Source organism: Cytobacillus firmus (genome assembly GCF_023657595.1).
In the GTDB taxonomy this organism is placed as follows: domain Bacteria; phylum Bacillota; class Bacilli; order Bacillales; family Cytobacillaceae; genus Cytobacillus; species Cytobacillus firmus_B.
The window spans coordinates 167,632-188,238 of the sequence record NZ_CP098323.1 but is presented as its reverse complement, the minus strand read 5'-3'; the positions used below and the strand labels follow the sequence as shown (position 1 = coordinate 188,238).

Genomic DNA, 20,607 nt, shown 5'->3' with positions numbered 1-20,607 from the left:
GATTATCATTATCAACTATGATGATAATTATTATTGATTAATCTTTATTAGTCAATAACTTTCCGTGAATTTTATTAAATTATTTTCCAGTAATACAAAAACTTGACACACAAGATAAGCTGATCCCTGGAGAAATATAATAGATTTCTCCAGGAATATGCTGCTTATGTATGCGAGTTAAAATAGACACAAATCCTGCATCCATCCTGTTCTTGAATGGGAATATCCATATCATAAATTTCACGAAGCACATCAGAATTAATGATTTCACTGGTCGGCCCATTTTTCATCAGCCGGCCATTCTTTAAGGCTACGATACGATCAGAATAAACAGATGCAAAATTTATGTCATGCAAAACAATGACAACTGTCTTTCCAAGTTCATCAACCAGCTTGCGCAAAATTTTCATAATCTGAACAGAATGCTTCATATCCAGATTATTTAAAGGCTCATCCAGCAGGATATAATCCGTATCCTGAGCAATGACCATGGCAATAAATGCCCTCTGCTTCTGACCGCCTGATAATTCATCTAAATACTTAGTTTCCATATCAGCTAAATTCATATATTCAATGGCTTGATCAACAAACTTTTCGTCTGCAGCGGACAAACGTCCTTTTGAATAGGGGTAGCGCCCAAAAGACACCAGCTCACGAACTGTTAATCTCACATTAAGGTAGTTGGCCTGTTTCAAAATGGATACTCTTTTTGCAAAATCCGAAGACTTCCACTTTTTCACATTATTTTGATCGAGCAATACCTCACCTGTATCTGCTTCTAATAAACGGCTTACCATAGAAAGAAGCGTTGATTTACCAGCGCCATTCGGTCCAATAAAAGAGGTGATGGTCCCTGGCTCGATTGTGACTGTAACATCCTCTACAACAGGCTTTTTACCAAATTGTTTTGTTAATCCTATGATTTCAATCATCCTGCTGCCCTGCTTTCCTTAAGTAATAGATAAATAAAGTAAATTCCGCAAACAAAATTAATAATGACACTTAATGTGGTGCGCAGTTCAAATATATGCTCAACAAGGAAATTACCGCCGACCAATGCAATGATACTGATTAAGCTTGCCCCTACAATATGGATGGAGTGTTTATATGTCACCAGATATTGATAGGAGAGATTGGCCACAATCAGTCCAAAAAAGGTAATGGGACCAACCAGCGCAGTTGATGTAGCGATTAAAACTGACGATAAGATTAAAATTCTCATCACCATACCGTCATAGTTAATGCCTAGATTCATCGCATTTTCACGGCCAAGCGACATCACGTCCAGTTTTCCCATAATAAGGTAGCCATAAAGAAATGCCAGAGCAAGGATGCCAATTGAAATAAATAATAACTCCGCTTTTACATTTGTAAAGGTCGCAAACAGCCGGCTTTGAAGACTTAAATATTCGACTGGATCTATCAATACCTGCAGGAATGTGACAAAGCTCCCCAGGAGTGTTCCTATAATCATCCCTATTAAGAGAAGAAAATAAATGGGATGCTTATCAGCCCTGAACAAAACCCGGTATAAAATCAGGGCAAAGATGACCATGGCTAAAATGGCTGCGCCAAAGTTCAAGTATTTATTTAACACCCACACTGACATCGACCCTGCAAAAAAGTAGATTAATGTCTGTACCACTTGATACATGGAATCAAGGCCCATAACAGATGGTGTTAAAATGCGGTTATGTGTAATGGTCTGGAACACAACTGTGGAATAAGCAATGGCGATTCCTGTAATGATCATCGCTGTGACCCGGAGCATACGCTTTGGAAAAGCATAATCAAAGCCGCCTTTAATATCATAAAAGCCATATAACAAAATAAACACAATGGCCATAGCTGCTAAAATCATCAATTTTGTACTATTTCGCATATGCTCTCCCCCTTAGCAGCATCGTTAAGAAGATAGCACTGCCTATCACTGCCACGGTTACATTAACCGGAATTTCATAAGGATGAATGATGATGCGCCCCAAAATGTCACATATTAATAGGAAGACAATTCCCAGCACCGCTGTATGCGGAATTGTTTTGCGCAGGTTGTCACCTAAATATAAGGAGACAATATTGGGAACGATTAGTCCTAAAAATGGAATAACTCCGACAGTAAGAACCACCGTTGTTGAGATAACCGCAACAAGGACCAGGCCAATATTCAGTACCAGCTTATAGCTTAAGCCAAGATTTCTTGCAAAATCCTCACCCATTCCGGCAACCGTAAATTTATTCGCATAAAGATACGCCAGAATAATAGCGGGAATACTAACATATAAAAGCTCATAACGGCCGGCAATAATCAAAGTAAAACTTCCCATAAGCCAGGAAGATAGATTTTGCAGCAGATCAGCTTCATATCCAAGAAACGTTGTAATCGAAGATAGTATATTTCCATACATAATTCCGATTAACGGAACGAAAATAACATCTTTAAATTTTATACGATCTAAAATCTGCATGAAGAGAAATGTACCTGCCAAAGCAAAGGCAAAGCTAAAAATAACCTGCTGTGTATAAGTGACATTCGTAAAAAACAGCATGGAAATTAAAATACCCAGTTTTGCTGCATCCAAAGTTCCGGCTGTTGTTGGTGATACAAACTTATTGCGGCTTAAAGACTGCATAATTAAACCGGCAATACTCATTCCTGCCCCCGCTAAAATAATCGCCAATAGACGTGGAATGCGGCTGATAAGGAAGATATGTGTTTCATCTGATTCCCAATTAAGCAGATCCTTAGGCGTTATATCTATTGCACCGATAAACAGCGAGATAAAAGACAGAACAATGGCTGCAATTCCTAACATCCATAATCTCATTAATAACCCTCATTACTTGTTTAATATCTATAAAACTACTTTAAAAGAATGATAATCATTATCATTAAATAGCAAAAAAAAGAACCTTTATATGTATAAAACACTATTGAAAATGATTATCAATCTCTAACACATTTAATGTATCACAAAAAATACTAAAAGAAAAGAGGCAGATAGCAAATTACGGAAATTGCCTCAAATTATTCTCATTTCAGTAAAGCATCTAAACGAAAAGGAGATCCAAACTCAAAAGTTGAATCTCCCATCTTTCCTCTATAGTGTTTTAATTAGACACCGAATAGCTTCAGATACGTCGATCTGATTCTCCTGGCAGTGATTCGTCAGCTGTCTATACGTTTCCTCATCTAGCCTGACGTGAACGGTATGTACGTATTTTTCAGAATCCAGTTTTTTTGGTCGTCCTCTTGTCACTTTTCTTTTGCCGCTGCCATCTTTCCAAACGTTTATGATGACATACCCGTGTTTTTCCAGCCAAAGATCACAATCATACTCTTTCCACATGGTTTTGGCTCTTTGCAGAAATTCAAGCTTGAACTTTACCAGTTCATCTCCTTGAAGTCCCTTCATGACCGCTTTTTCCATCGCTTTATGTTCATTAAATTGGAGAAATTGGTCGTAAGATTTGAATGTTAATTCTTTCATTATTCCGCTCCCATAATCAATTATCCATCTATAAAAATCATACCCTTAAAAAAAACGATTGTAAATCCTGACTGAATTTGTAACTCGCTGAGAATAGGTTCTCTTGCCTCTGCCTTCTCTTCTTAAAATGTAAAAGATTTAAGATCACTTCCGGCTAAAATATGGACCGCACCAGCCTGTTTCATGGGTCACTATATAAGTCCAACTAAACTCTTTATCTACTACGTAAATATCCTCTTCATTTACAAAGTCCATGGCTGTTAAAGATGAAGCATTTTCAAGGATAAGAGCATCATCAGAATGCTGATAAAAAACGTAACAAGACTCCTTCATTTCTTTATTAAACGCTATATCAGCATGTTCCTCCTTTAAGCACTTCCTTCTCTCATAACTAAATAAGTGCCATAAGTAGCCACAAAAGCCATCTTCATCGTCATAAAAATAAATGGACTTCTTTTCTTTATCACTGAGATGGTTAGCAAAACTTTCTTCCCTTTGCTTTCTCAGATATGCTCCCCATTTAGGTATTTCTTTTACTTTCACTTTTTTACTTGTTATCGATTCTGCCAAGTCTATTATATAATCCAATCTAACACCCACTTGTTATTATGATAACTTCATTTTATTTAACTAAACTCGCGGATTCCACTGGCGTTTATTAATTGGTTGTTCCCTAATTTGCTTCTTTATTCTCCTGTCTTTTGTCAGAATCCTGCTTCCCCGCTTTTGGACAAAAAAAACGAGGAAAACTGGAGGCAATCCTCCAATTTTCACTCGTTTCAGGGGGAATATTTTCTTACTCCACAGTAACTGACTTAGCCAGGTTACGCGGCTTATCTACGTCACACTCGCGATGCAGCGCAGCATAGTAAGAGATTAATTGTAATGGTATTACAGAGATAAGAGGTGTTAATAGCTCGTTCACTTCCGGAATGATAAAGCTGTCTTCTTCTGTTTCCAGCCCTTTCATGGAAATGATGCAAGGGTTTGCACCGCGGGCAACAACCTCTTTGACGTTGCCGCGAATGCCTAAGTTAACACTTTCTTGAGTTGCCAGGGCAATGATTGGCGTACCGTTCTCGATTAAAGCAATGGTTCCGTGCTTTAATTCTCCGCCTGCAAAGCCTTCAGCTTGAATATATGAGATTTCTTTCAATTTAAGTGCACCTTCAAGGCCGACATAGAAGTCGATTCCACGGCCAATGAAAAACGCATTGCGAGTAGTGGAAAGGAATTTGCGTGCAATGTCTTCGAACTCTTCCTTCGCATCACAAAGAACTTCCATGGCATTCGCAACGATGCCGAGCTCCTGTACAAGGTTGAAGTCCAGCTCCAATCCCCGGCTCTTCCCAGTGACTTCTGCAAGAATGGATAATACAGCAATCTGGGCTGTATATGCCTTTGTAGAAGCAACAGCAATTTCAGGGCCAGCATGAAGCAATAATGTGTAATCCGCTTCACGGGATAGAGTTGAACCTGGAACGTTTGTAATCGTTAACGCCTTATGGCCCATTTCCTTAATATTCACAAGCACGGCACGGCTGTCTGCTGTTTCACCGCTCTGAGAGATAAAGATAAATAACGGCTTCTCTGAAAGCAATGGCATATTGTAGCCAAACTCACTTGAAATGTGAACTTCAACTGGAATTTTTGCGATTTTTTCAATAAACTGCTTTCCAACAAGTCCTGCATGATAAGAAGTACCTGCAGCAATGATATAAATGCGGTCAGCATCGTTCATCGCGTCAACGATTTCCTGATCGATCGTCAGCTCGTCTTGATCATTTTGATACTTCTGGATGATTTTGCGCATCACTAAAGGCTGCTCATCGATTTCCTTCAGCATGTAGTGAGGGTATGTTCCCTTTTCAATGTCGCTTGCATCCAATTCAGCTGTATATGGATCGCGGCTGATTGCCTCACCATTCAGAGTCTGAATCTGAACAGCATCTTTTGTGACAATAACAATTTCTTTGTCCATCAGTTCAACATACTGATCAGTAACCTGCAGCATCGCCATTGCGTCAGAAGCGACTACATTGAAAGTTTCACCTAGTCCAACTAGAAGCGGGCTCTTGTTTTTTGCAACAAAAATCGTTTCATTGTTTTCAGCATCCAAAAGAGCAATTGCATAAGAGCCTTTTAAAAGTGTCAGCGTTTTACGGAACGCTTCTTCAGTGCTTAATCCCTCGCTCACGAATAAGTCAATCAGCTGAACGATGATTTCTGTATCTGTATCACTTTGAAGAGCTACTCCCTGCAAGTATTCGCGCTTTAAAATGTCATAGTTCTCAATAACGCCATTATGAACAAGCGTAAAACGGCTGGAATTGCTTTGATGAGGGTGGGCATTGACTGTGCTTGGAACACCGTGAGTCGCCCAGCGGGTGTGTCCAATTCCTGTGTTTGCCATCACATCTTCATCAACAATATTGCGAAGGTCCGCAATACGGCCTTTTTCCTTGAAAACCTGAACGCCATTATCGTTCATAACTGCGATTCCAGCAGAATCATATCCTCTATATTCAAGCTTTTCCAAGCCTTTTAATAAAATTTCCTTTGAATCTAAGCTTCCGATATATCCAACGATTCCACACATACTTCTTTTCCTCCTAATAATGAAGGGGCAAGAAGCCTTTTCGGGGCAGTCCTGCCCCTTATCTCTGTTTTTTTTATATACGCCGCTCTGGGGGCATTACAGCCTCTTAGAAGAGCGTTTCTTAATTTTAGCATTCCCTTCTCTTTGTCCATTCAGTTGCCTGAATGTTTTAAAGAAGAAATCATCGGTTGTGCTTTCAACCGGGAGGCATCCGCCGAACATTCGATAAACCTCCTCCTCGTCAACTAATCCTTACGTCCAGGATTAGTTCAGGCGCTTTAAATTACTATTCTCTCTCACTATCCACCTTTCTCTTCTTGAATAAAGATGTCCTGTATTCTTAAATACAAAAACAGGACTATCATACATCAAAGTCAGACTTCCGTCAACAAATATCCATATAGAAAAATGGAAGCTGCCATATATAAAAATATGCATAAGGGAGCTTAGGAGTTCCCTTATGCATATGAATTGTGCTTTTTACTCTTTTAATCCCATTTCACTCTCAACAACAGCAGCAATGCGCTCTACATATGAAGCACATAGTTCACCTGTTGGCGCTTCTGCCATGACGCGGACCAGCGGTTCTGTTCCGGAAGGACGGACAAGAATGCGGCCGTTTCCGTTCATTTCTTCTTCAACCTGTGCAATGACTTCTTTCACTTTTTCATTGTCTGTCACATGGTGCTTGTCTGTTACACGGATATTCACAAGCTTTTGCGGGAATTTCTTCATTTCGTTTGCAAGCTCAGATAATGGCTTTTTAGTTACCTTCATAATGTTCACAAGCTGAAGCCCTGTTAAAAGTCCATCTCCCGTTGTGATGTAGTCCAGGAAAATAATATGACCTGACTGTTCTCCGCCAAGGTTGTAGCCATTCTTCTTCATTTCTTCTACAACATAGCGGTCGCCTACAGCTGTCTGCACACTTTCGACTCCGTTGGCTTCCAGCCCTTTATAGAAGCCAAGATTGCTCATGACAGTAGAAACGACTGTGTTCTGCTTAAGTCTCCCCTGTTCTTTCATGTACTTTCCGCAAATATACATGATTTGGTCGCCATCCACAATATCGCCATTTTCATCAATGGCAATCAAACGGTCTCCGTCTCCATCAAATGCCAAACCGACATCTGCTTCTCTTTCCTTTACGAAGGCAGATAGGGCCTCAGGATGAGTTGATCCAACTCCTGCATTGATATTTAAACCATTAGGAGATGCTCCCATCATGGATAGATCTGCATCAAGGTCAGCGAATAAGTGCGTTGCAAGCGGCGAAGTAGCTCCATGTGCACAATCAAGTGCAATGTGAATGCCGGAGAAATCTTCATCAACTGTCTGCTTTAAGTATTGAAGATATTTCTGGCCGCCTTCAAAGTAATCATTTACCTGCCCCAGGCTTCCTCCGACCGGTCTTGGAAGCTGATCTTCTGCCATATCCATTAATCCCTCAATCTCCGCTTCCTGATCATCGGACAGCTTGAACCCATCCGGGCCAAAGAACTTGATTCCGTTATCTTCAACCGGATTATGAGAAGCAGAAATCATGACTCCAGCCTCTGCCCCCAATGCTTTTGTTAAATACGCAACACCAGGCGTTGAAATGACTCCAAGGCGCATAACTTCTGCTCCAATTGATAATAGCCCTGCTACAAGTGCGCCTTCCAGCATATGGCCTGAAATACGGGTATCCCGGCCGATTAATACTTTCGGACGATCATGGTCTTTCGTTAATACATAACCTCCAAAACGGCCCAGCTTAAAGGCCAGCTCCGGTGTCAATTCACTATTTGCAACTCCGCGTACTCCATCTGTACCGAAATATTTACCCATTTTATAATCGCTCCTTCTAACTTTAAAAACTGTATTAAGCTTCTTCTTTTTGTGTAATCGTTATCGTCGCTTTACCTGCAGCAGGCTTTATATCCACACCTGAAGGGCCGTCTACATTGATTGGCACCTCATGGTCACCTTCTCCAAGGTCTGCCAGGCTCAAATACAGATTAAAATCGTCCGCTTTGAGATCCTGAACTGTGCTGCTATTCCCGGTAACCGTAATACTTGTCCTTCCGGAAGCAGGATTTTTAAGGACCGCTTCATATTCTTCGGATAAGCCTTCTAAGTTAATGGCAAGGCTTGAAAAGGTCTTGGTTACCTCTTGATCCTGTGCCTGTGTTTCTTCGGCAGGCTCCTCTGTACTTTCCTCTTCTTCTTCTTTGCCTGCACTCTCTTCAGTGCTGACATCAACTGACGCCTTCACTGTTTTAGGATCTACTGCTGAAATGCCATCCGGGATAATAACCGGCAGGGTAAGCACAGTATCTTTCTCAATCTTGCTGACATCTACCTCTACCCTGACGCTTTCAGTCTCATTCAATATATCTTCCCGGCCCGTTATAGAAGCCTCATTAACATCAAGCTTAATCGAATTAATGGTTACCCCATCTTGCGGTTCCCCGTTCCGGACAATCGTAACAGGCACCGTCTTGCTTAACTGCTTAACGGGAACTGTTACCCGAATTACCTGAGGCTCCACAATGACATCAAGCTTATTCATCTCACGATCCAATACCCTGACTGTTGCATCATTAGCGATTGTCTCGGTTATAGGACCCTTGACATCAAGAGTTGCTTTAACAAAACTAATCCGCTCGATTACTTCTTTGGCTCCCGTGATTTTAACCGTCTTTGGTTCTGCAGATGCAGCTTCAGCCGTATAGCCCTCACCAAGAAGGCTATTATTAAATTCTGCATCCACTTTAAATTCCTGGGTGACTTTTTCATGGACGGTCACATCTGCATATTGAGGATTAATGGTCACATCCAGTTTATCTGAGATATCACGAATCTTAATTTCTACTCTTTGCGAGCCAATTTCTGCATTCGTCAAATCTATATATACTTCAAAGTTCTGCTGTTTTTTCGCTGACTCAAGATGGCTTTTTGGGCCCTCCAGACTCAAGTCAACTGTGTCCGGCGTACCGGTTACGACCAGGTTTTCCGTATCATAATAGCTTTTCACCGGGACATCTTCAATAATGGCTGAATCCTGCTGGCCAGGAACATTTATTTCCTTTAATTCCTTATCTGCATCATACACAGAGTCAAAAAGAAAAAGGGCAAGAATCAAGGCAACAATTTTCATAAACCAGCGGGTGTCTACCATTTTATCAATTAACTTATCCATTCTTTTTCCCCCTCCAGTTCCAAAGACCTGAAGAAGTCTGCTTTATTTTCTGCTGAGCAAGCAATTCAATTGAAAGCATATCTTTAAAAGCCTCAGCTTTTAAGTCACGGTGCAGCTCCCCGTTTTTGGTTAAGGAAACACTTCCTGTTTCCTCTGAAACGATAATGGTTATGCTGTCAGTTACTTCACTAATGCCTAAAGCTGCCCTATGTCTGGTGCCGAGTTCTTTTGAGATGAAAGGACTTTCTGACAGAGGCAGATAACAGGCAGCTGCCGCCACACAATTTTTTTGAATAATAACGGCTCCATCATGCAGCGGTGTATTTGGTATAAATATATTAATCAGGAGCTCAGATGAAATTTTGGAATCCAGCCCAATACCGGTTTCAATATAATCGTTCAAACCTGTTTCCCGCTCAACTGAAATAAGCGCGCCAATGCGCCGTTTAGCCATATAATCTACGGCCTTCGCAATAGATTCGACCAGTTTCTCCTGATTTTCTTCCTCCTGATTAGCCGTCCTTGAGAAGAATCTTCCTCTTCCCAATTGCTCCAGTGCTCTTCGCAGCTCCGGCTGGAAAATGATTATGATGGCCAGAAATCCCCATAAAAGCACTTGCTCCATCATCCACCCTAATGTTTGCAGATGGAACTTGTCGCTTGCTACTTTAACCAGGATAATGACAAAAATCCCCTTCAGCAATTGGACAGCCTTTGTTCCTTTAACAATCATTATGAGTTTATAGATGACGTACCAGACAAGGAGAATGTCTATTGTATTAGCCAACAATTTCAAAATTGAGAAATCCGCAAACGACATTATCCTTCCTCCAAATATATATTTCAAAAGCAAAAATGCCTAAAGTTCCTATATGTAACTTTCATATTATATCATATTCATCGCTAATTCCAATTTTGAAACAGCATATGCCATCTGGAAAATTCAGCATTGTCATTTGCATACTAAGAATCCCTGCTTTATAGCAGGGATTCTCTATACTATTGACTACTTTTCTTTATCTGTTTCTCCTGTTCCAAAGACATTTACAGCATCCTTAGCAGCCGTTTTGATGTGATACCACAGCCATTCGAATATGGCATCAACCTCTTCGATTTCTCCAGTGACCTTGCCTGCGGAAGCCATATACTGCTGGCCATTGATGACTGTAACATTCCCCTCGACCTCGCCCTTAATTTCCAAGTCGCCGTTCTTAACCACTACATCGCCTTTTACCACTTCACCTTCAGGTACAATCACCTTATCGTTTTGCACCACAAGGTTCGGCTGCTTAGAAACGGATAATTGGTGATCCTGACCCCACGAAGATGCGACGCTTCCCACCATCAGAACAAGAAAGAGTGACGCCGCAGTTAAAAGCGGATGATGCCTGAACCAGCGCTGAACCCCTACCTTCCGCTTTTCTTTTGGCAATTTCGCCATAACATTTGCCGTGAAATTTTCAGGTGCCTGTATATGTGAAGTGCTTTGGACCAAAGCGATCGTTTTCTTTAGTTCATGGAAATGAGTTTGACACTCCCCGCAGTTTTGCAGATGTGCCCTTAATTCCTTCTCATGTTCGGCTGAGATCTCTTCATCTAGGTACTCGTGCATATAAACAACCATTTCTGCTGGACATTTCAAAGTTCTCACCCTCTTTATTAAACATATCTTAATTGATTTCTAAGAGCTTCCCGACCCCGGTGAATCCGGGTCTTTACGGTTCCCAATGGAAGATCGAGCGTTTCACTGATCTCGTTCAGCGATAATTCTTCAATATATTTTAAAACAATAACCGAACGATATTTCTCAGGAAGCTTCGATATTTCTCTTTGGATTGTTTCCTGCAGTTCCAGGCTTTCTACATCTTCCTCCGGCAGTCTCGCATCTGAAGCGATTTGAGAATACATGTTCAGTCCATCCGTTCCGGCGACCTCTGCATCCAGATAATAATCAGGCTTCTTTTTTCTGATTCTGTCTATACAAAGGTTAGTGGCAATCCGATAGAGCCATGTGGAAAACTTCAAGTCAATATTAAAGCTGGCAATATTTACATAAGCTCTTAAGAAGGCCTCTTGAGCGATATCCTCCGCCTCATGCCTGTTTCCCAGCATTCTGTAGCAAATCTGAAAAACTTTATCTTTGTATATTTCAACAACTTCAGCATAAGCATCCTGGTCGCCTTTTAATACTTGCTTTATCCTCTTCTTTACGATTGTCTCCATTTTTTTACCTCCGCTCCAGTGCGGCTAATCGATAATACGAATCGATAGCGGAAAAGGTTTCGTTTTAATTAAAAAAACATTCAATTTCTATATTAACAAATTTTTACTTATTCTGGTTTAATTTTTTTCTTTTAGGGTATAAAAGTACTAAATTTATCGAAAAGGGTTGGTTACGGTGTGTGTTAAGGAATTATTGAGAGATATTGAGGATTGCCGGACAAGAATGATTCAATTAGCAGCTTCCGGATCTTTTACAGATCACATGGTAGTTGATACCAGCATAAAACTCGATGAACTTCTAAATAAATATTATACACTCACAGCAAAAAAATGAGCAGAACTTGTCTATGTTCTGCTCATTTTTATTTTCCTTTATTATAGAAGCTTTTCGCCAAATAGTGAACCCATAAGTGCGACTGCGACAGTAGCTGTTTTGTTCTTGTCATCCAAAATGGGATTAACCTCTACAAATTCAGCTGATGTAATGATTTGTGCTTCTGCAAGCATCTCCATGGCCAAGTGGCTTTCACGGTAGCTGATGCCGCCAATTACCGGAGTTCCGACACCCGGTGCATCATGCGGATCCAGCCCATCCAAATCAAGAGACAGATGAACACCATCTGTATTTCTTTCTTTTAAATATGTAATAGATTCTTCCATAACCTTTGTCATTCCAAGACGGTCAATTTCATGCATGGTATACACTTTAATGCCTTTTTCCTTAATAAGCTCCCGTTCTCCTTCATCCAATGACCTTGCCCCAATAATGACAATATTCTCCGGCTTTACCTTTGGACCATATCCCCCTACATTGGTTAAAAGCGGATGGCCCATACCCAGGCTTACAGCAAGCGGCATGCCATGTATGTTTCCTGAAGGTGATGTCTCAGCTGTATTTAAATCCCCATGGGCATCATACCAGATTACCCCAAGATTCGAATAGTGCTTCGATACCCCTGCCAAGGTTCCAATCGCGATGCTATGGTCGCCGCCGAGCACTAATGGAAAAGAACCGCCTTTTATTGCGTGATCAACTTTTTCTGCAAGCATTTCCGTTTTTTCAGCAATAAGGTGCAAGTTTCGAAGATTTGAATTTGGATCGATTTGGACCTCCGGGCGGCCGATAGCAATATCGCCCTGATCATGGATTTCTTCAAATAAACATTTTAAACGTTCATTCACTCCGGCATAACGAATCGCACTTGGCCCCATATCCACACCGCGTCTCATCTGGCCAAGATCCATCGGCATCCCAATTATCGATAATTTCTGTCTATTCATAATACAAGTCCTCCCTTTCCCTTCATATCTATATTTTAACCGCTTTCAAACACATGACTCAACTCGACAAAATCGTGTATATATATGCGGGTTTAGGGGAAGGAAGTCCTAATTTTTCAGATGCTGATCTGATATTTATGAAACAAAAAATCCTTAAACCAGTGCGGTTTAAGGATTGACGTATTATGTATATTGGTGGAGCCTAGCGGGATCGAACCGCTGACCTCCTGCGTGCAAAGCAGGCGCTCTCCCAGCTGAGCTAAGGCCCCATTTGGAGCGGAAGACGGGATTCGAACCCGCGACCCCCACCTTGGCAAGGTGATGTTCTACCACTGAACTACTTCCGCAGCATATTTGTATTTACAAGTAAGACCTTCAGGACTCGATTCCCAAGGTCTGCGTTTTTCTATAAAGTGAGCCATGAAGGACTCGAACCTTCGACCCTCTGATTAAAAGTCAGATGCTCTACCGACTGAGCTAATGGCTCGTAATGAGTTATGTTTCCTAAAGTTTGAATCTGCTGAGTCAGATGTTCCAAAACACTGCGTGTTTTGTCACAGATTGCTATTCGGGTGAAGTGACTCACTGATGCTGCAATCTGCTCTACCGACTGAGCTAATGGCTCGTAATATGATTCTGTTGCCTAAACTTCAATTGCAGATGTGCTTCAAAGCCCTTTGGTCTTTGTCGCAGATTTTAAAAGTTTGCCATTCAGGGATGTAATGCTTCGATGCTGCAATCTTTTAAAATCCTCTACCGACTGAGCTAATGGCTCATACTATAAAAGCAAAAATGGCTGGGCTAGCAGGATTCGAACCTGCGAGTGACGGAGTCAAAGTCCGGTGCCTTACCGCTTGGCTATAGCCCAATAATTACAAAATAAAAAGGACATTCATAGCTTGTCCAGTTTTTGTGTTTTTATTAAGTATAAGTGGTGGAGGGGGGCAGATTCGAACTGCCGAACCCGAAGGAGCGGATTTACAGTCCGCCGCGTTTAGCCACTTCGCTACCCCTCCATCTACGAAAAACAGATGGTGCCGGCGAGAGGACTTGAACCCCCAACCTACTGATTACAAGTCAGTTGCTCTACCAATTGAGCTACACCGGCAAATATGGTGGAGGATGACGGGATCGAACCGCCGACCCTCTGCTTGTAAGGCAGATGCTCTCCCAGCTGAGCTAATCCTCCATTATGGTGACCCCTACGGGATTCGAACCCGTGTTACCGCCGTGAAAGGGCGGTGTCTTAACCGCTTGACCAAGGGGCCTAGTATTCTAGTTGTCTACATTAAGAGAGCTTCCAACCGGGCTCGAACCGGTGACCTCTTCCTTACCATGGAAGTGCTCTACCTGCTGAGCTATGGAAGCAGCAGATCATAATTCCCATAAGGGGCTTTATGAAAATGGCTCCGCAGGCAGGATTCGAACCTGCGACCGTTCGGTTAACAGCCGAATGCTCTACCACTGAGCTACTGCGGAAAAGTGGTATTATAAAACAGCCTGGCAACGTCCTACTCTCACAAGGGGACAGCCCCTAACTACCATCGGCGCTGAGAAGCTTAACTTCCGTGTTCGGTATGGGAACGGGTGTGACCTTCTCGCTATCGCCACCAGACTATTTTCAAAAGACAAGTATGATTATACTTTCTTTTGAAGTTTTTTTCAAGAGGAAATTTCATTTTCGTTCCCTCAAAACTAGATAATGTATGAAGAAGAATTTGCCGAGTAATAACCATATTTGACTTGGTTAAGTCCTCGATCGATTAGTATCAGTCAGCTCCACATGTCGCCACGCTTCCACCTCTGACCTATCAACCTGATCATCTTTCAGGGATCTTACTAGCTTGACGCTATGGGAAATCTCATCTCGAGGGGGGCTTCATGCTTAGATGCTTTCAGCACTTATCCCTTCCGCACATAGCTACCCAGCGATGCCTTTGGCAAGACAACTGGTACACCAGCGGTGCGTCCATCCCGGTCCTCTCGTACTAAGGACAGCTCCTCTCAAATTTCCTGCGCCCACGACGGATAGGGACCGAACTGTCTCACGACGTTCTGAACCCAGCTCGCGTACCGCTTTAATGGGCGAACAGCCCAACCCTTGGGACCGACTACAGCCCCAGGATGCGATGAGCCGACATCGAGGTGCCAAACCTCCCCGTCGATGTGGACTCTTGGGGGAGATAAGCCTGTTATCCCCGGGGTAGCTTTTATCCGTTGAGCGATGGCCCTTCCATGCGGAACCACCGGATCACTAAGCCCGACTTTCGTCCCTGCTCGACTTGTAGGTCTCGCAGTCAAGCTCCCTTGTGCCTTTACACTCTGCGAATGATTTCCAACCATTCTGAGGGAACCTTTGGGCGCCTCCGTTACTTTTTAGGAGGCGACCGCCCCAGTCAAACTGCCCACCTGACACTGTCTCCCGCCCCGATCAGGGGCGCGGGTTAGAATTTCAATACAGCCAGGGTAGTATCCCACCGACGCCTCCACCGAAGCTGGCGCTCCGGCTTCTCAGGCTCCTACCTATCCTGTACAAGCTGTACCAAAATTCAATATCAGGCTACAGTAAAGCTCCACGGGGTCTTTCCGTCCTGTCGCGGGTAACCTGCATCTTCACAGGTACTATAATTTCACCGAGTCTCTCGTTGAGACAGTGCCCAGATCGTTACGCCTTTCGTGCGGGTCGGAACTTACCCGACAAGGAATTTCGCTACCTTAGGACCGTTATAGTTACGGCCGCCGTTTACTGGGGCTTCGATTCAAAGCTTCGCTTGCGCTAACCTCTCCTCTTAACCTTCCAGCACCGGGCAGGCGTCAGCCCCTATACTTCGCCTTGCGGCTTCGCAGAGACCTGTGTTTTTGCTAAACAGTCGCCTGGGCCTATTCACTGCGGCTCATCAGGGCTATTCACCCTAATGAGCACCCCTTCTCCCGAAGTTACGGGGTCATTTTGCCGAGTTCCTTAACGAGAGTTCTCTCGCTCACCTTAGGATTCTCTCCTCGCCTACCTGTGTCGGTTTGCGGTACGGGCACCTTTTCCCTCGCTAGAGGCTTTTCTTGGCAGTGTGGAATCAGGAACTTCGGTACTAAATTTCCCTCGCCGTCACAGCTCAGCCTGTATGGTAACGGGATTTGCCTCGTTACCGGCCTAACTGCTTGGACGCGCTAATCCAGCAGCGCGCTTACCCTATCCTCCTGCGTCCCCCCATTGCTCAAACGGTAAAGAGGTGGTACAGGAATATCAACCTGTTGTCCATCGCCTACGCTTTTCAGCCTCGGCTTAGGTCCCGACTAACCCTGAGCGGACGAGCCTTCCTCAGGAAACCTTAGGCATTCGGTGGATGGGATTCTCACCCATCTTTCGCTACTCATACCGGCATTCTCACTTCTAAGCGCTCCACCAGTCCTTGCGGTCTGGCTTCAACGCCCTTAGAACGCTCTCCTACCACTGACATCGGAAGATGTCAATCCACAGCTTCGGTGATACGTTTAGCCCCGGTACATTTTCGGCGCGGAGTCACTCGACCAGTGAGCTATTACGCACTCTTTAAATGGTGGCTGCTTCTAAGCCAACATCCTGGTTGTCTAAGCAACTCCACATCCTTTTCCACTTAACGTATACTTTGGGACCTTAGCTGGTGGTCTGGGCTGTTTCCCTCTTGACTACGGATCTTATCACTCGCAGTCTGACTCCCATGGATAAGTCTTTGGCATTCGGAGTTTGTCTGAATTCGGTAACCCGATGGGGGCCCCTAGTCCAAACAGTGCTCTACCTCCAAGACTCTTACTACATGAGGCTAGCCCTAAAGCTATTTCGGAGAGAACCAGCTATCTCCAAGTTCGATTGGAATTTCTCCGCTACCCACACCTCATCCCCGCACTTTTCAACGTGCGTGGGTTCGGGCCTCCATCCAGTGTTACCTGGACTTCACCCTGGACATGGGTAGATCACCTGGTTTCGGGTCTACGACCACATACTCATTCGCCCTGTTCAGACTCGCTTTCGCTGCGGCTCCGTCTTATCAACTTAACCTCGCATGTAATCGTAACTCGCCGGTTCATTCTACAAAAGGCACGCTATCACCCATTAACGGGCTCTAACTACTTGTAGGCACACGGTTTCAGGATCTCTTTCACTCCCCTTCCGGGGTGCTTTTCACCTTTCCCTCACGGTACTGGTTCACTATCGGTCACTAGGGAGTATTTAGCCTTGGGAGATGGTCCTCCCTGCTTCCGACGGGATTTCTCGTGTCCCGCCGTACTCAGGATCCACTCTGGAGGGAACGAAGTTTCAACTACAGGGCTTTTACCTTCTCTGGCCGGCCTTTCCAGACCTGTTCATTTACCTCGTTCCTTTGTAACTCCGTATAGAGTGTCCTACAACCCCAGGAGGCAAGCCTCCTGGTTTGGGCTAATCCCGTTTCGCTCGCCGCTACTCAGGGAATCGCGTTTGCTTTCTCTTCCTCCGGGTACTTAGATGTTTCAGTTCCCCGGGTCTGCCTTCCATATCCTATGTATTCAGATAAGGATCCTATCCCATTACGGATAGGGGGTTTCCCCATTCGGAAATCTCCGGATCAAAGCTTACTTACAGCTCCCCGAAGCATATCGGTGTTAGTACCGTCCTTCATCGGCTCCTAGTGCCAAGGCATTCACCGTGCGCCCTTTCTAACTTAACCGTATTTGACAGGTTCATCGAAGATGAACAAGATCAAAGGTTTTTAACTCTATTTAACATAGAGAGAATTCACTAAAATGGCGATTACTCGGTTATTGCTTCTTCATAATCATTATCTAGTTTTCAAAGAACGAATCTTTCATTGAGAGATTGAACTCTCAAAACTGAACGAACAAAGAACGTCACGTTTCTTGTAAATATTCCTTAGAAAGGAGGTGATCCAGCCGCACCTTCCGATACGGCTACCTTGTTACGACTTCACCCCAATCATCTGTCCCACCTTAGGCGGCTGGCTCCAAAAGGTTACCCCACCGACTTCGGGTGTTACAAACTCTCGTGGTGTGACGGGCGGTGTGTACAAGGCCCGGGAACGTATTCACCGCGGCATGCTGATCCGCGATTACTAGCGATTCCGGCTTCATGCAGGCGAGTTGCAGCCTGCAATCCGAACTGAGAATGGTTTTATGGGATTCGCTTAACCTCGCGGTCTTGCAGCCCTTTGTACCATCCATTGTAGCACGTGTGTAGCCCAGGTCATAAGGGGCATGATGATTTGACGTCATCCCCACCTTCCTCCGGTTTGTCACCGGCAGTCACCTTAGAGTGCCCAACTGAATGCTGGCAACTAAGATCAAGGGTTGCGCTCGTTGCGGGACTTAACCCAACATCTCACGACACGAGCTGACGACAACCATGCACCACCTGTCATCCTGTCCCCCGAAGGGGAACGCCCTATCTCTAGGGTTGTCAGGAGATGTCAAGACCTGGTAAGGTTCTTCGCGTTGCTTCGAATTAAACCACATGCTCCACCGCTTGTGCGGGCCCCCGTCAATTCCTTTGAGTTTCAGCCTTGCGGCCGTACTCCCCAGGCGGAGTGCTTAATGCGTTTGCTGCAGCACTAAAGGGCGGAAACCCTCTAACACTTAGCACTCATCGTTTACGGCGTGGACTACCAGGGTATCTAATCCTGTTTGCTCCCCACGCTTTCGCGCCTCAGCGTCAGTTACAGACCAAAGAGTCGCCTTCGCCACTGGTGTTCCTCCACATCTCTACGCATTTCACCGCTACACGTGGAATTCCACTCTTCTCTTCTGCACTCAAGTTCCCCAGTTTCCAATGACCCTCCCCGGTTGAGCCGGGGGCTTTCACATCAGACTTAAGGAACCGCCTGCGCGCGCTTTACGCCCAATAATTCCGGACAACGCTTGCCACCTACGTATTACCGCGGCTGCTGGCACGTAGTTAGCCGTGGCTTTCTGGTCAGGTACCGTCAAGGTACCGGCAGTTACTCCGGTACTTGTTCTTCCCTGACAACAGAGTTTTACGATCCGAAAACCTTCATCACTCACGCGGCGTTGCTCCGTCAGACTTTCGTCCATTGCGGAAGATTCCCTACTGCTGCCTCCCGTAGGAGTCTGGGCCGTGTCTCAGTCCCAGTGTGGCCGATCACCCTCTCAGGTCGGCTACGCATCGTGGCCTTGGTGAGCCGTTACCTCACCAACTAGCTAATGCGCCGCGGGCCCATCTGTAAGTGATAGCCGAAACCATCTTTCAGCTTTTCCTCATGTGAGGAAAAGAGTTATCCGGTATTAGCCCCGGTTTCCCGGAGTTATCCCAGTCTTACAGGCAGGTTGCCCACGTGTTACTCACCCGTCCGCCGCTGACTTCAGGGAGCAAGCTCCCATCCGTCCGCTCGACTTGCATGTATTAGGCACGCCGCCAGCGTTCGTCCTGAGCCAGGATCAAACTCTCCATATAAGAGTTGATTAGCTCGTTTGTCTTTTCGAAAAAGACTAATGATTTAAACGTTGACGTTTTGTTCGTTCAGTTTTCAAAGATCAATCCGCCGCTCAGAAGCGACTTTCTTAATATATCACATGCCAACTTCGACGTCAACAACTTTTTTTAAGTTGTTTTTATTGATGCTTTCCGTCATCAGCGACGTTTATTAATATACCAAGATACCAATAAGAAGTCAACAACCTTTCTGAGTTTTTTCTTCACACCCCAAAAAAAATCACCCCTTCTTTTCATGATGCTGGCGGGAACGCATGTATTTCAGGCAATCTGCTGGCGTAGCCATACGCTGAAATAAGGAAAATAAAATTTTGTATCGTTCCTCCATCGCTCTTTTGACAATGTGGTCGATTCTGTCATCTTTTAAATCAAATAATATTTCGTCCATTTCCCGCTTGATCAGATACTCCATTTCTTTTAGCTCTTTTTGGCTTAAAAGCATTCCCATCATTTTGATTGCCTCCAATACATTTTTCAATTTGTTTTTTTGTAGTATTTTTCCAATTAAGTTTTTTTATGAATAAATTTTTTTATACATGGAAGAGACAAGTTCAGCATAGGTATGAGACTAGGAAGGTATCGGACGAGGTGAACGATAATGAACTTTTTTTACGTATTGAATGGTAAGTCTTTAAAACAAATTTCACTGGTTGTCATTGCAGCATTTTTCACAGCATGGTTCCTCTTCATGCAGAGTTTTGTCCACTTGCCTGCTTTTTCAGCCAAAGACGGGCCTAAGGCGATATACAAAGGGGAAAAGGATATTGCCCTCACCTTTAATATAGGATGGGGGGATGTTAAAGCAGAGCCCATATTGGATATCCTTAAAAAAGAGAATGTTAAATCTGCGACCTTTTTCCTGGCCGGTTCCTGGGCGGAGCGCCATCCGGATTTAGTTTCAAGGATTGTGAAAGAAGGCTATGAAATCGGAATTCTGGGCTATGGCTATGAAGATTATACAGAGCTTGAAGAGGATAAAATCAGAAGGGACCTTGCAAAGGCGCAGGAGGCATTTAGAAAACTGAATGTTAAAGACATTAAGCTTGTACGCGCCCCAACAGGGCATTTTGATCAGAAAACCTTAAAGGTTGCTGACCGGATGGGTTATACCGTTGTCCATTGGAGCGTCGATTCAAAGGATTGGACGAATCCGGGTGTTGAAAGGATTGCAGAGAACGTATCAAAAGCCAAAAAAGGAGATATTGTACTATTGCATGCATCTGATTCTGCCAAGCAAACAGCCAAGGCTCTTCCGCTCATTTTAAATGATGTAGAGTCCAAGGGGCTCAGCTTTGTTTCCGTCTCAGAAATGATTGCGAATGCCGAGACAAAGACAAATGAAATTAAATAAAACAAA

At 44.0% G+C, this 20,607-nt stretch carries 16 protein-coding genes, 10 tRNA genes and 3 rRNA genes; 2 read left to right on the top strand and 27 right to left on the bottom strand.

The genetic code is table 11. The features are described 5' to 3' along the window. Nucleotides 1–164: 164 nt before the first annotated feature. The 12 genes from NAF01_RS01050 to sigW all read right to left on the bottom strand — a co-directional run bounded on the left by NAF01_RS01050 (nucleotide 165) and on the right by sigW (nucleotide 11,494). Entirely contained in the window at nucleotides 165–932 is a 768-nt protein-coding gene (locus tag NAF01_RS01050) for an iron ABC transporter ATP-binding protein (RefSeq protein ID WP_048008711.1), read from the bottom strand. Then, complete coding sequence (locus NAF01_RS01045; RefSeq protein WP_250801550.1) at nucleotides 929–1,882, bottom strand: iron chelate uptake ABC transporter family permease subunit; 954 nt, start codon at nucleotides 1,880–1,882, stop codon at nucleotides 929–931. The genes NAF01_RS01050 and NAF01_RS01045 overlap by 4 nt, the downstream gene beginning before the upstream one ends. Next, nucleotides 1,872–2,825 (bottom strand): ABC transporter permease, encoded by a 954-nt coding sequence (locus tag NAF01_RS01040; RefSeq protein ID WP_095245830.1) that lies wholly within the window; start codon nucleotides 2,823–2,825, stop codon nucleotides 1,872–1,874. Before NAF01_RS01040 ends, NAF01_RS01045 begins: the two co-directional genes overlap by 11 nt. 273 nt (nucleotides 2,826–3,098) lie before the next feature. Further along, entirely contained in the window at nucleotides 3,099–3,488 is a 390-nt protein-coding gene (locus tag NAF01_RS01035) for a ribbon-helix-helix protein, CopG family (protein ID WP_048008708.1), read from the bottom strand. A gap of 144 nt (nucleotides 3,489–3,632) precedes the next feature. Continuing rightward, a complete protein-coding gene (locus NAF01_RS01030; protein ID WP_434964682.1) occupies nucleotides 3,633–4,064 on the bottom strand; it encodes a DUF4275 family protein in 432 nt (143 codons plus the stop codon). Between the two features lie 220 nt (nucleotides 4,065–4,284). Continuing rightward, complete coding sequence (glmS, locus tag NAF01_RS01025) at nucleotides 4,285–6,087, bottom strand: glutamine--fructose-6-phosphate transaminase (isomerizing) (protein ID WP_048008707.1); 1,803 nt, start codon at nucleotides 6,085–6,087, stop codon at nucleotides 4,285–4,287. A 96-nt stretch (nucleotides 6,088–6,183) separates the two neighbouring features. After that, nucleotides 6,184–6,309 carry a hypothetical protein gene (locus NAF01_RS24915; RefSeq protein WP_258752018.1) on the bottom strand — a complete coding sequence of 42 codons (126 nt, stop codon included), beginning with the start codon at nucleotides 6,307–6,309 and terminating at the stop codon, nucleotides 6,184–6,186. Between the two features lie 258 nt (nucleotides 6,310–6,567). Then, complete coding sequence (gene glmM, locus NAF01_RS01020) at nucleotides 6,568–7,917, bottom strand: phosphoglucosamine mutase (protein ID WP_163144668.1); 1,350 nt, start codon at nucleotides 7,915–7,917, stop codon at nucleotides 6,568–6,570. 34 nt (nucleotides 7,918–7,951) lie between these two features. Then, complete coding sequence (locus tag NAF01_RS01015; RefSeq protein WP_197212813.1) at nucleotides 7,952–9,271, bottom strand: CdaR family protein; 1,320 nt, start codon at nucleotides 9,269–9,271, stop codon at nucleotides 7,952–7,954. Next, nucleotides 9,264–10,091: a diadenylate cyclase CdaA gene (gene cdaA, locus NAF01_RS01010; protein WP_250801548.1), complete on the bottom strand. Its 828-nt coding sequence runs from the start codon at nucleotides 10,089–10,091 to the stop codon at nucleotides 9,264–9,266. The genes NAF01_RS01015 and cdaA overlap by 8 nt, the downstream gene beginning before the upstream one ends. 186 nt (nucleotides 10,092–10,277) lie before the next feature. After that, nucleotides 10,278–10,913 (bottom strand): anti-sigma factor family protein, encoded by a 636-nt coding sequence (locus NAF01_RS01005; RefSeq protein ID WP_197212815.1) that lies wholly within the window; start codon nucleotides 10,911–10,913, stop codon nucleotides 10,278–10,280. A gap of 17 nt (nucleotides 10,914–10,930) precedes the next feature. Next, a complete protein-coding gene (sigW, locus tag NAF01_RS01000; protein ID WP_048008702.1) occupies nucleotides 10,931–11,494 on the bottom strand; it encodes an RNA polymerase sigma factor SigW in 564 nt (187 codons plus the stop codon). 175 nt (nucleotides 11,495–11,669) lie between these two features. On the opposite strand from sigW, the gene NAF01_RS24910 reads away from it, so the two are divergent. Then, nucleotides 11,670–11,828: an aspartyl-phosphate phosphatase Spo0E family protein gene (locus tag NAF01_RS24910; protein ID WP_082138940.1), complete on the top strand. Its 159-nt coding sequence runs from the start codon at nucleotides 11,670–11,672 to the stop codon at nucleotides 11,826–11,828. Nucleotides 11,829–11,869: 41 nt separating this feature from the next. Here the strand turns inward: NAF01_RS24910 and rocF are convergent, their stop codons facing one another. The 15 genes from rocF to NAF01_RS00925 form a co-directional block, all read right to left on the bottom strand. Beyond that, nucleotides 11,870–12,775: an arginase gene (rocF, locus tag NAF01_RS00995; protein WP_048008701.1), complete on the bottom strand. Its 906-nt coding sequence runs from the start codon at nucleotides 12,773–12,775 to the stop codon at nucleotides 11,870–11,872. A gap of 193 nt (nucleotides 12,776–12,968) precedes the next feature. Next, nucleotides 12,969–13,044 (bottom strand) — tRNA-Ala (locus NAF01_RS00990). Nucleotides 13,045–13,047: 3 nt separating this feature from the next. Beyond that, nucleotides 13,048–13,122 (bottom strand) — tRNA-Gly (locus NAF01_RS00985). Between the two features lie 67 nt (nucleotides 13,123–13,189). Beyond that, a tRNA-Lys gene (locus NAF01_RS00980) sits at nucleotides 13,190–13,262 on the bottom strand. Between the two features lie 306 nt (nucleotides 13,263–13,568). Beyond that, nucleotides 13,569–13,643 (bottom strand) — tRNA-Gln (locus tag NAF01_RS00975). Between the two features lie 64 nt (nucleotides 13,644–13,707). Continuing rightward, nucleotides 13,708–13,791, bottom strand: a tRNA-Tyr gene (locus NAF01_RS00970). A 16-nt stretch (nucleotides 13,792–13,807) separates the two neighbouring features. Beyond that, nucleotides 13,808–13,883 (bottom strand) — tRNA-Thr (locus NAF01_RS00965). Nucleotides 13,884–13,888: 5 nt separating this feature from the next. After that, nucleotides 13,889–13,964, bottom strand: a tRNA-Val gene (locus NAF01_RS00960). Nucleotides 13,965–13,968: 4 nt separating this feature from the next. Then, nucleotides 13,969–14,043 (bottom strand) — tRNA-Glu (locus tag NAF01_RS00955). Between the two features lie 27 nt (nucleotides 14,044–14,070). Next, nucleotides 14,071–14,143: transfer RNA gene (locus NAF01_RS00950), tRNA-Thr, on the bottom strand. Between the two features lie 36 nt (nucleotides 14,144–14,179). Continuing rightward, nucleotides 14,180–14,254 (bottom strand) — tRNA-Asn (locus NAF01_RS00945). A 19-nt stretch (nucleotides 14,255–14,273) separates the two neighbouring features. After that, nucleotides 14,274–14,390: ribosomal RNA gene (rrf, locus tag NAF01_RS00940) — 5S ribosomal RNA — on the bottom strand. Between the two features lie 128 nt (nucleotides 14,391–14,518). Further along, nucleotides 14,519–17,454, bottom strand: a 23S ribosomal RNA gene (locus NAF01_RS00935). Between the two features lie 207 nt (nucleotides 17,455–17,661). Continuing rightward, nucleotides 17,662–19,211: ribosomal RNA gene (locus NAF01_RS00930) — 16S ribosomal RNA — on the bottom strand. Together the 16S, 23S and 5S rRNA genes with 10 tRNA genes alongside form the textbook arrangement of a ribosomal RNA operon. A gap of 259 nt (nucleotides 19,212–19,470) precedes the next feature. After that, nucleotides 19,471–19,701: a hypothetical protein gene (locus tag NAF01_RS00925; protein WP_048011491.1), complete on the bottom strand. Its 231-nt coding sequence runs from the start codon at nucleotides 19,699–19,701 to the stop codon at nucleotides 19,471–19,473. 147 nt (nucleotides 19,702–19,848) lie between these two features. On the opposite strand from NAF01_RS00925, the gene pdaB reads away from it, so the two are divergent. Further along, a complete protein-coding gene (gene pdaB / locus NAF01_RS00920; protein ID WP_197212357.1) occupies nucleotides 19,849–20,601 on the top strand; it encodes a polysaccharide deacetylase family sporulation protein PdaB in 753 nt (250 codons plus the stop codon). Nucleotides 20,602–20,607: the final 6 nt, after the last annotated feature.

Excerpts from the sequence above, each read along its gene's own strand:
- NAF01_RS01050 (WP_048008711.1), bottom strand. The coding sequence starts at position 932 with ATGATTGAAATCATAGGATTAACAAAACAATTTGGTAAAAAGCCTGTT.
- sigW (WP_048008702.1), bottom strand. The coding sequence starts at position 11,494 with ATGGAGACAATCGTAAAGAAGAGGATAAAGCAAGTATTAAAAGGCGAC.
- rocF (WP_048008701.1), bottom strand. The coding sequence starts at position 12,775 with ATGAATAGACAGAAATTATCGATAATTGGGATGCCGATGGATCTTGGC.
- NAF01_RS00925 (WP_048011491.1), bottom strand. The coding sequence starts at position 19,701 with ATGATGGGAATGCTTTTAAGCCAAAAAGAGCTAAAAGAAATGGAGTAT.
- NAF01_RS24915 (WP_258752018.1), bottom strand. The coding sequence starts at position 6,309 with ATGTTCGGCGGATGCCTCCCGGTTGAAAGCACAACCGATGATTTCTTC.
- cdaA (WP_250801548.1), bottom strand. The coding sequence starts at position 10,091 with ATGTCGTTTGCGGATTTCTCAATTTTGAAATTGTTGGCTAATACAATA.
- NAF01_RS01015 (WP_197212813.1), bottom strand. The coding sequence starts at position 9,271 with ATGGATAAGTTAATTGATAAAATGGTAGACACCCGCTGGTTTATGAAA.
- glmM (WP_163144668.1), bottom strand. The coding sequence starts at position 7,917 with ATGGGTAAATATTTCGGTACAGATGGAGTACGCGGAGTTGCAAATAGT.
- glmS (WP_048008707.1), bottom strand. The coding sequence starts at position 6,087 with ATGTGTGGAATCGTTGGATATATCGGAAGCTTAGATTCAAAGGAAATT.
- NAF01_RS01045 (WP_250801550.1), bottom strand. The coding sequence starts at position 1,882 with ATGCGAAATAGTACAAAATTGATGATTTTAGCAGCTATGGCCATTGTG.
- pdaB (WP_197212357.1), top strand. The coding sequence starts at position 19,849 with ATGAACTTTTTTTACGTATTGAATGGTAAGTCTTTAAAACAAATTTCA.
- NAF01_RS01035 (WP_048008708.1), bottom strand. The coding sequence starts at position 3,488 with ATGAAAGAATTAACATTCAAATCTTACGACCAATTTCTCCAATTTAAT.
- NAF01_RS01040 (WP_095245830.1), bottom strand. The coding sequence starts at position 2,825 with ATGAGATTATGGATGTTAGGAATTGCAGCCATTGTTCTGTCTTTTATC.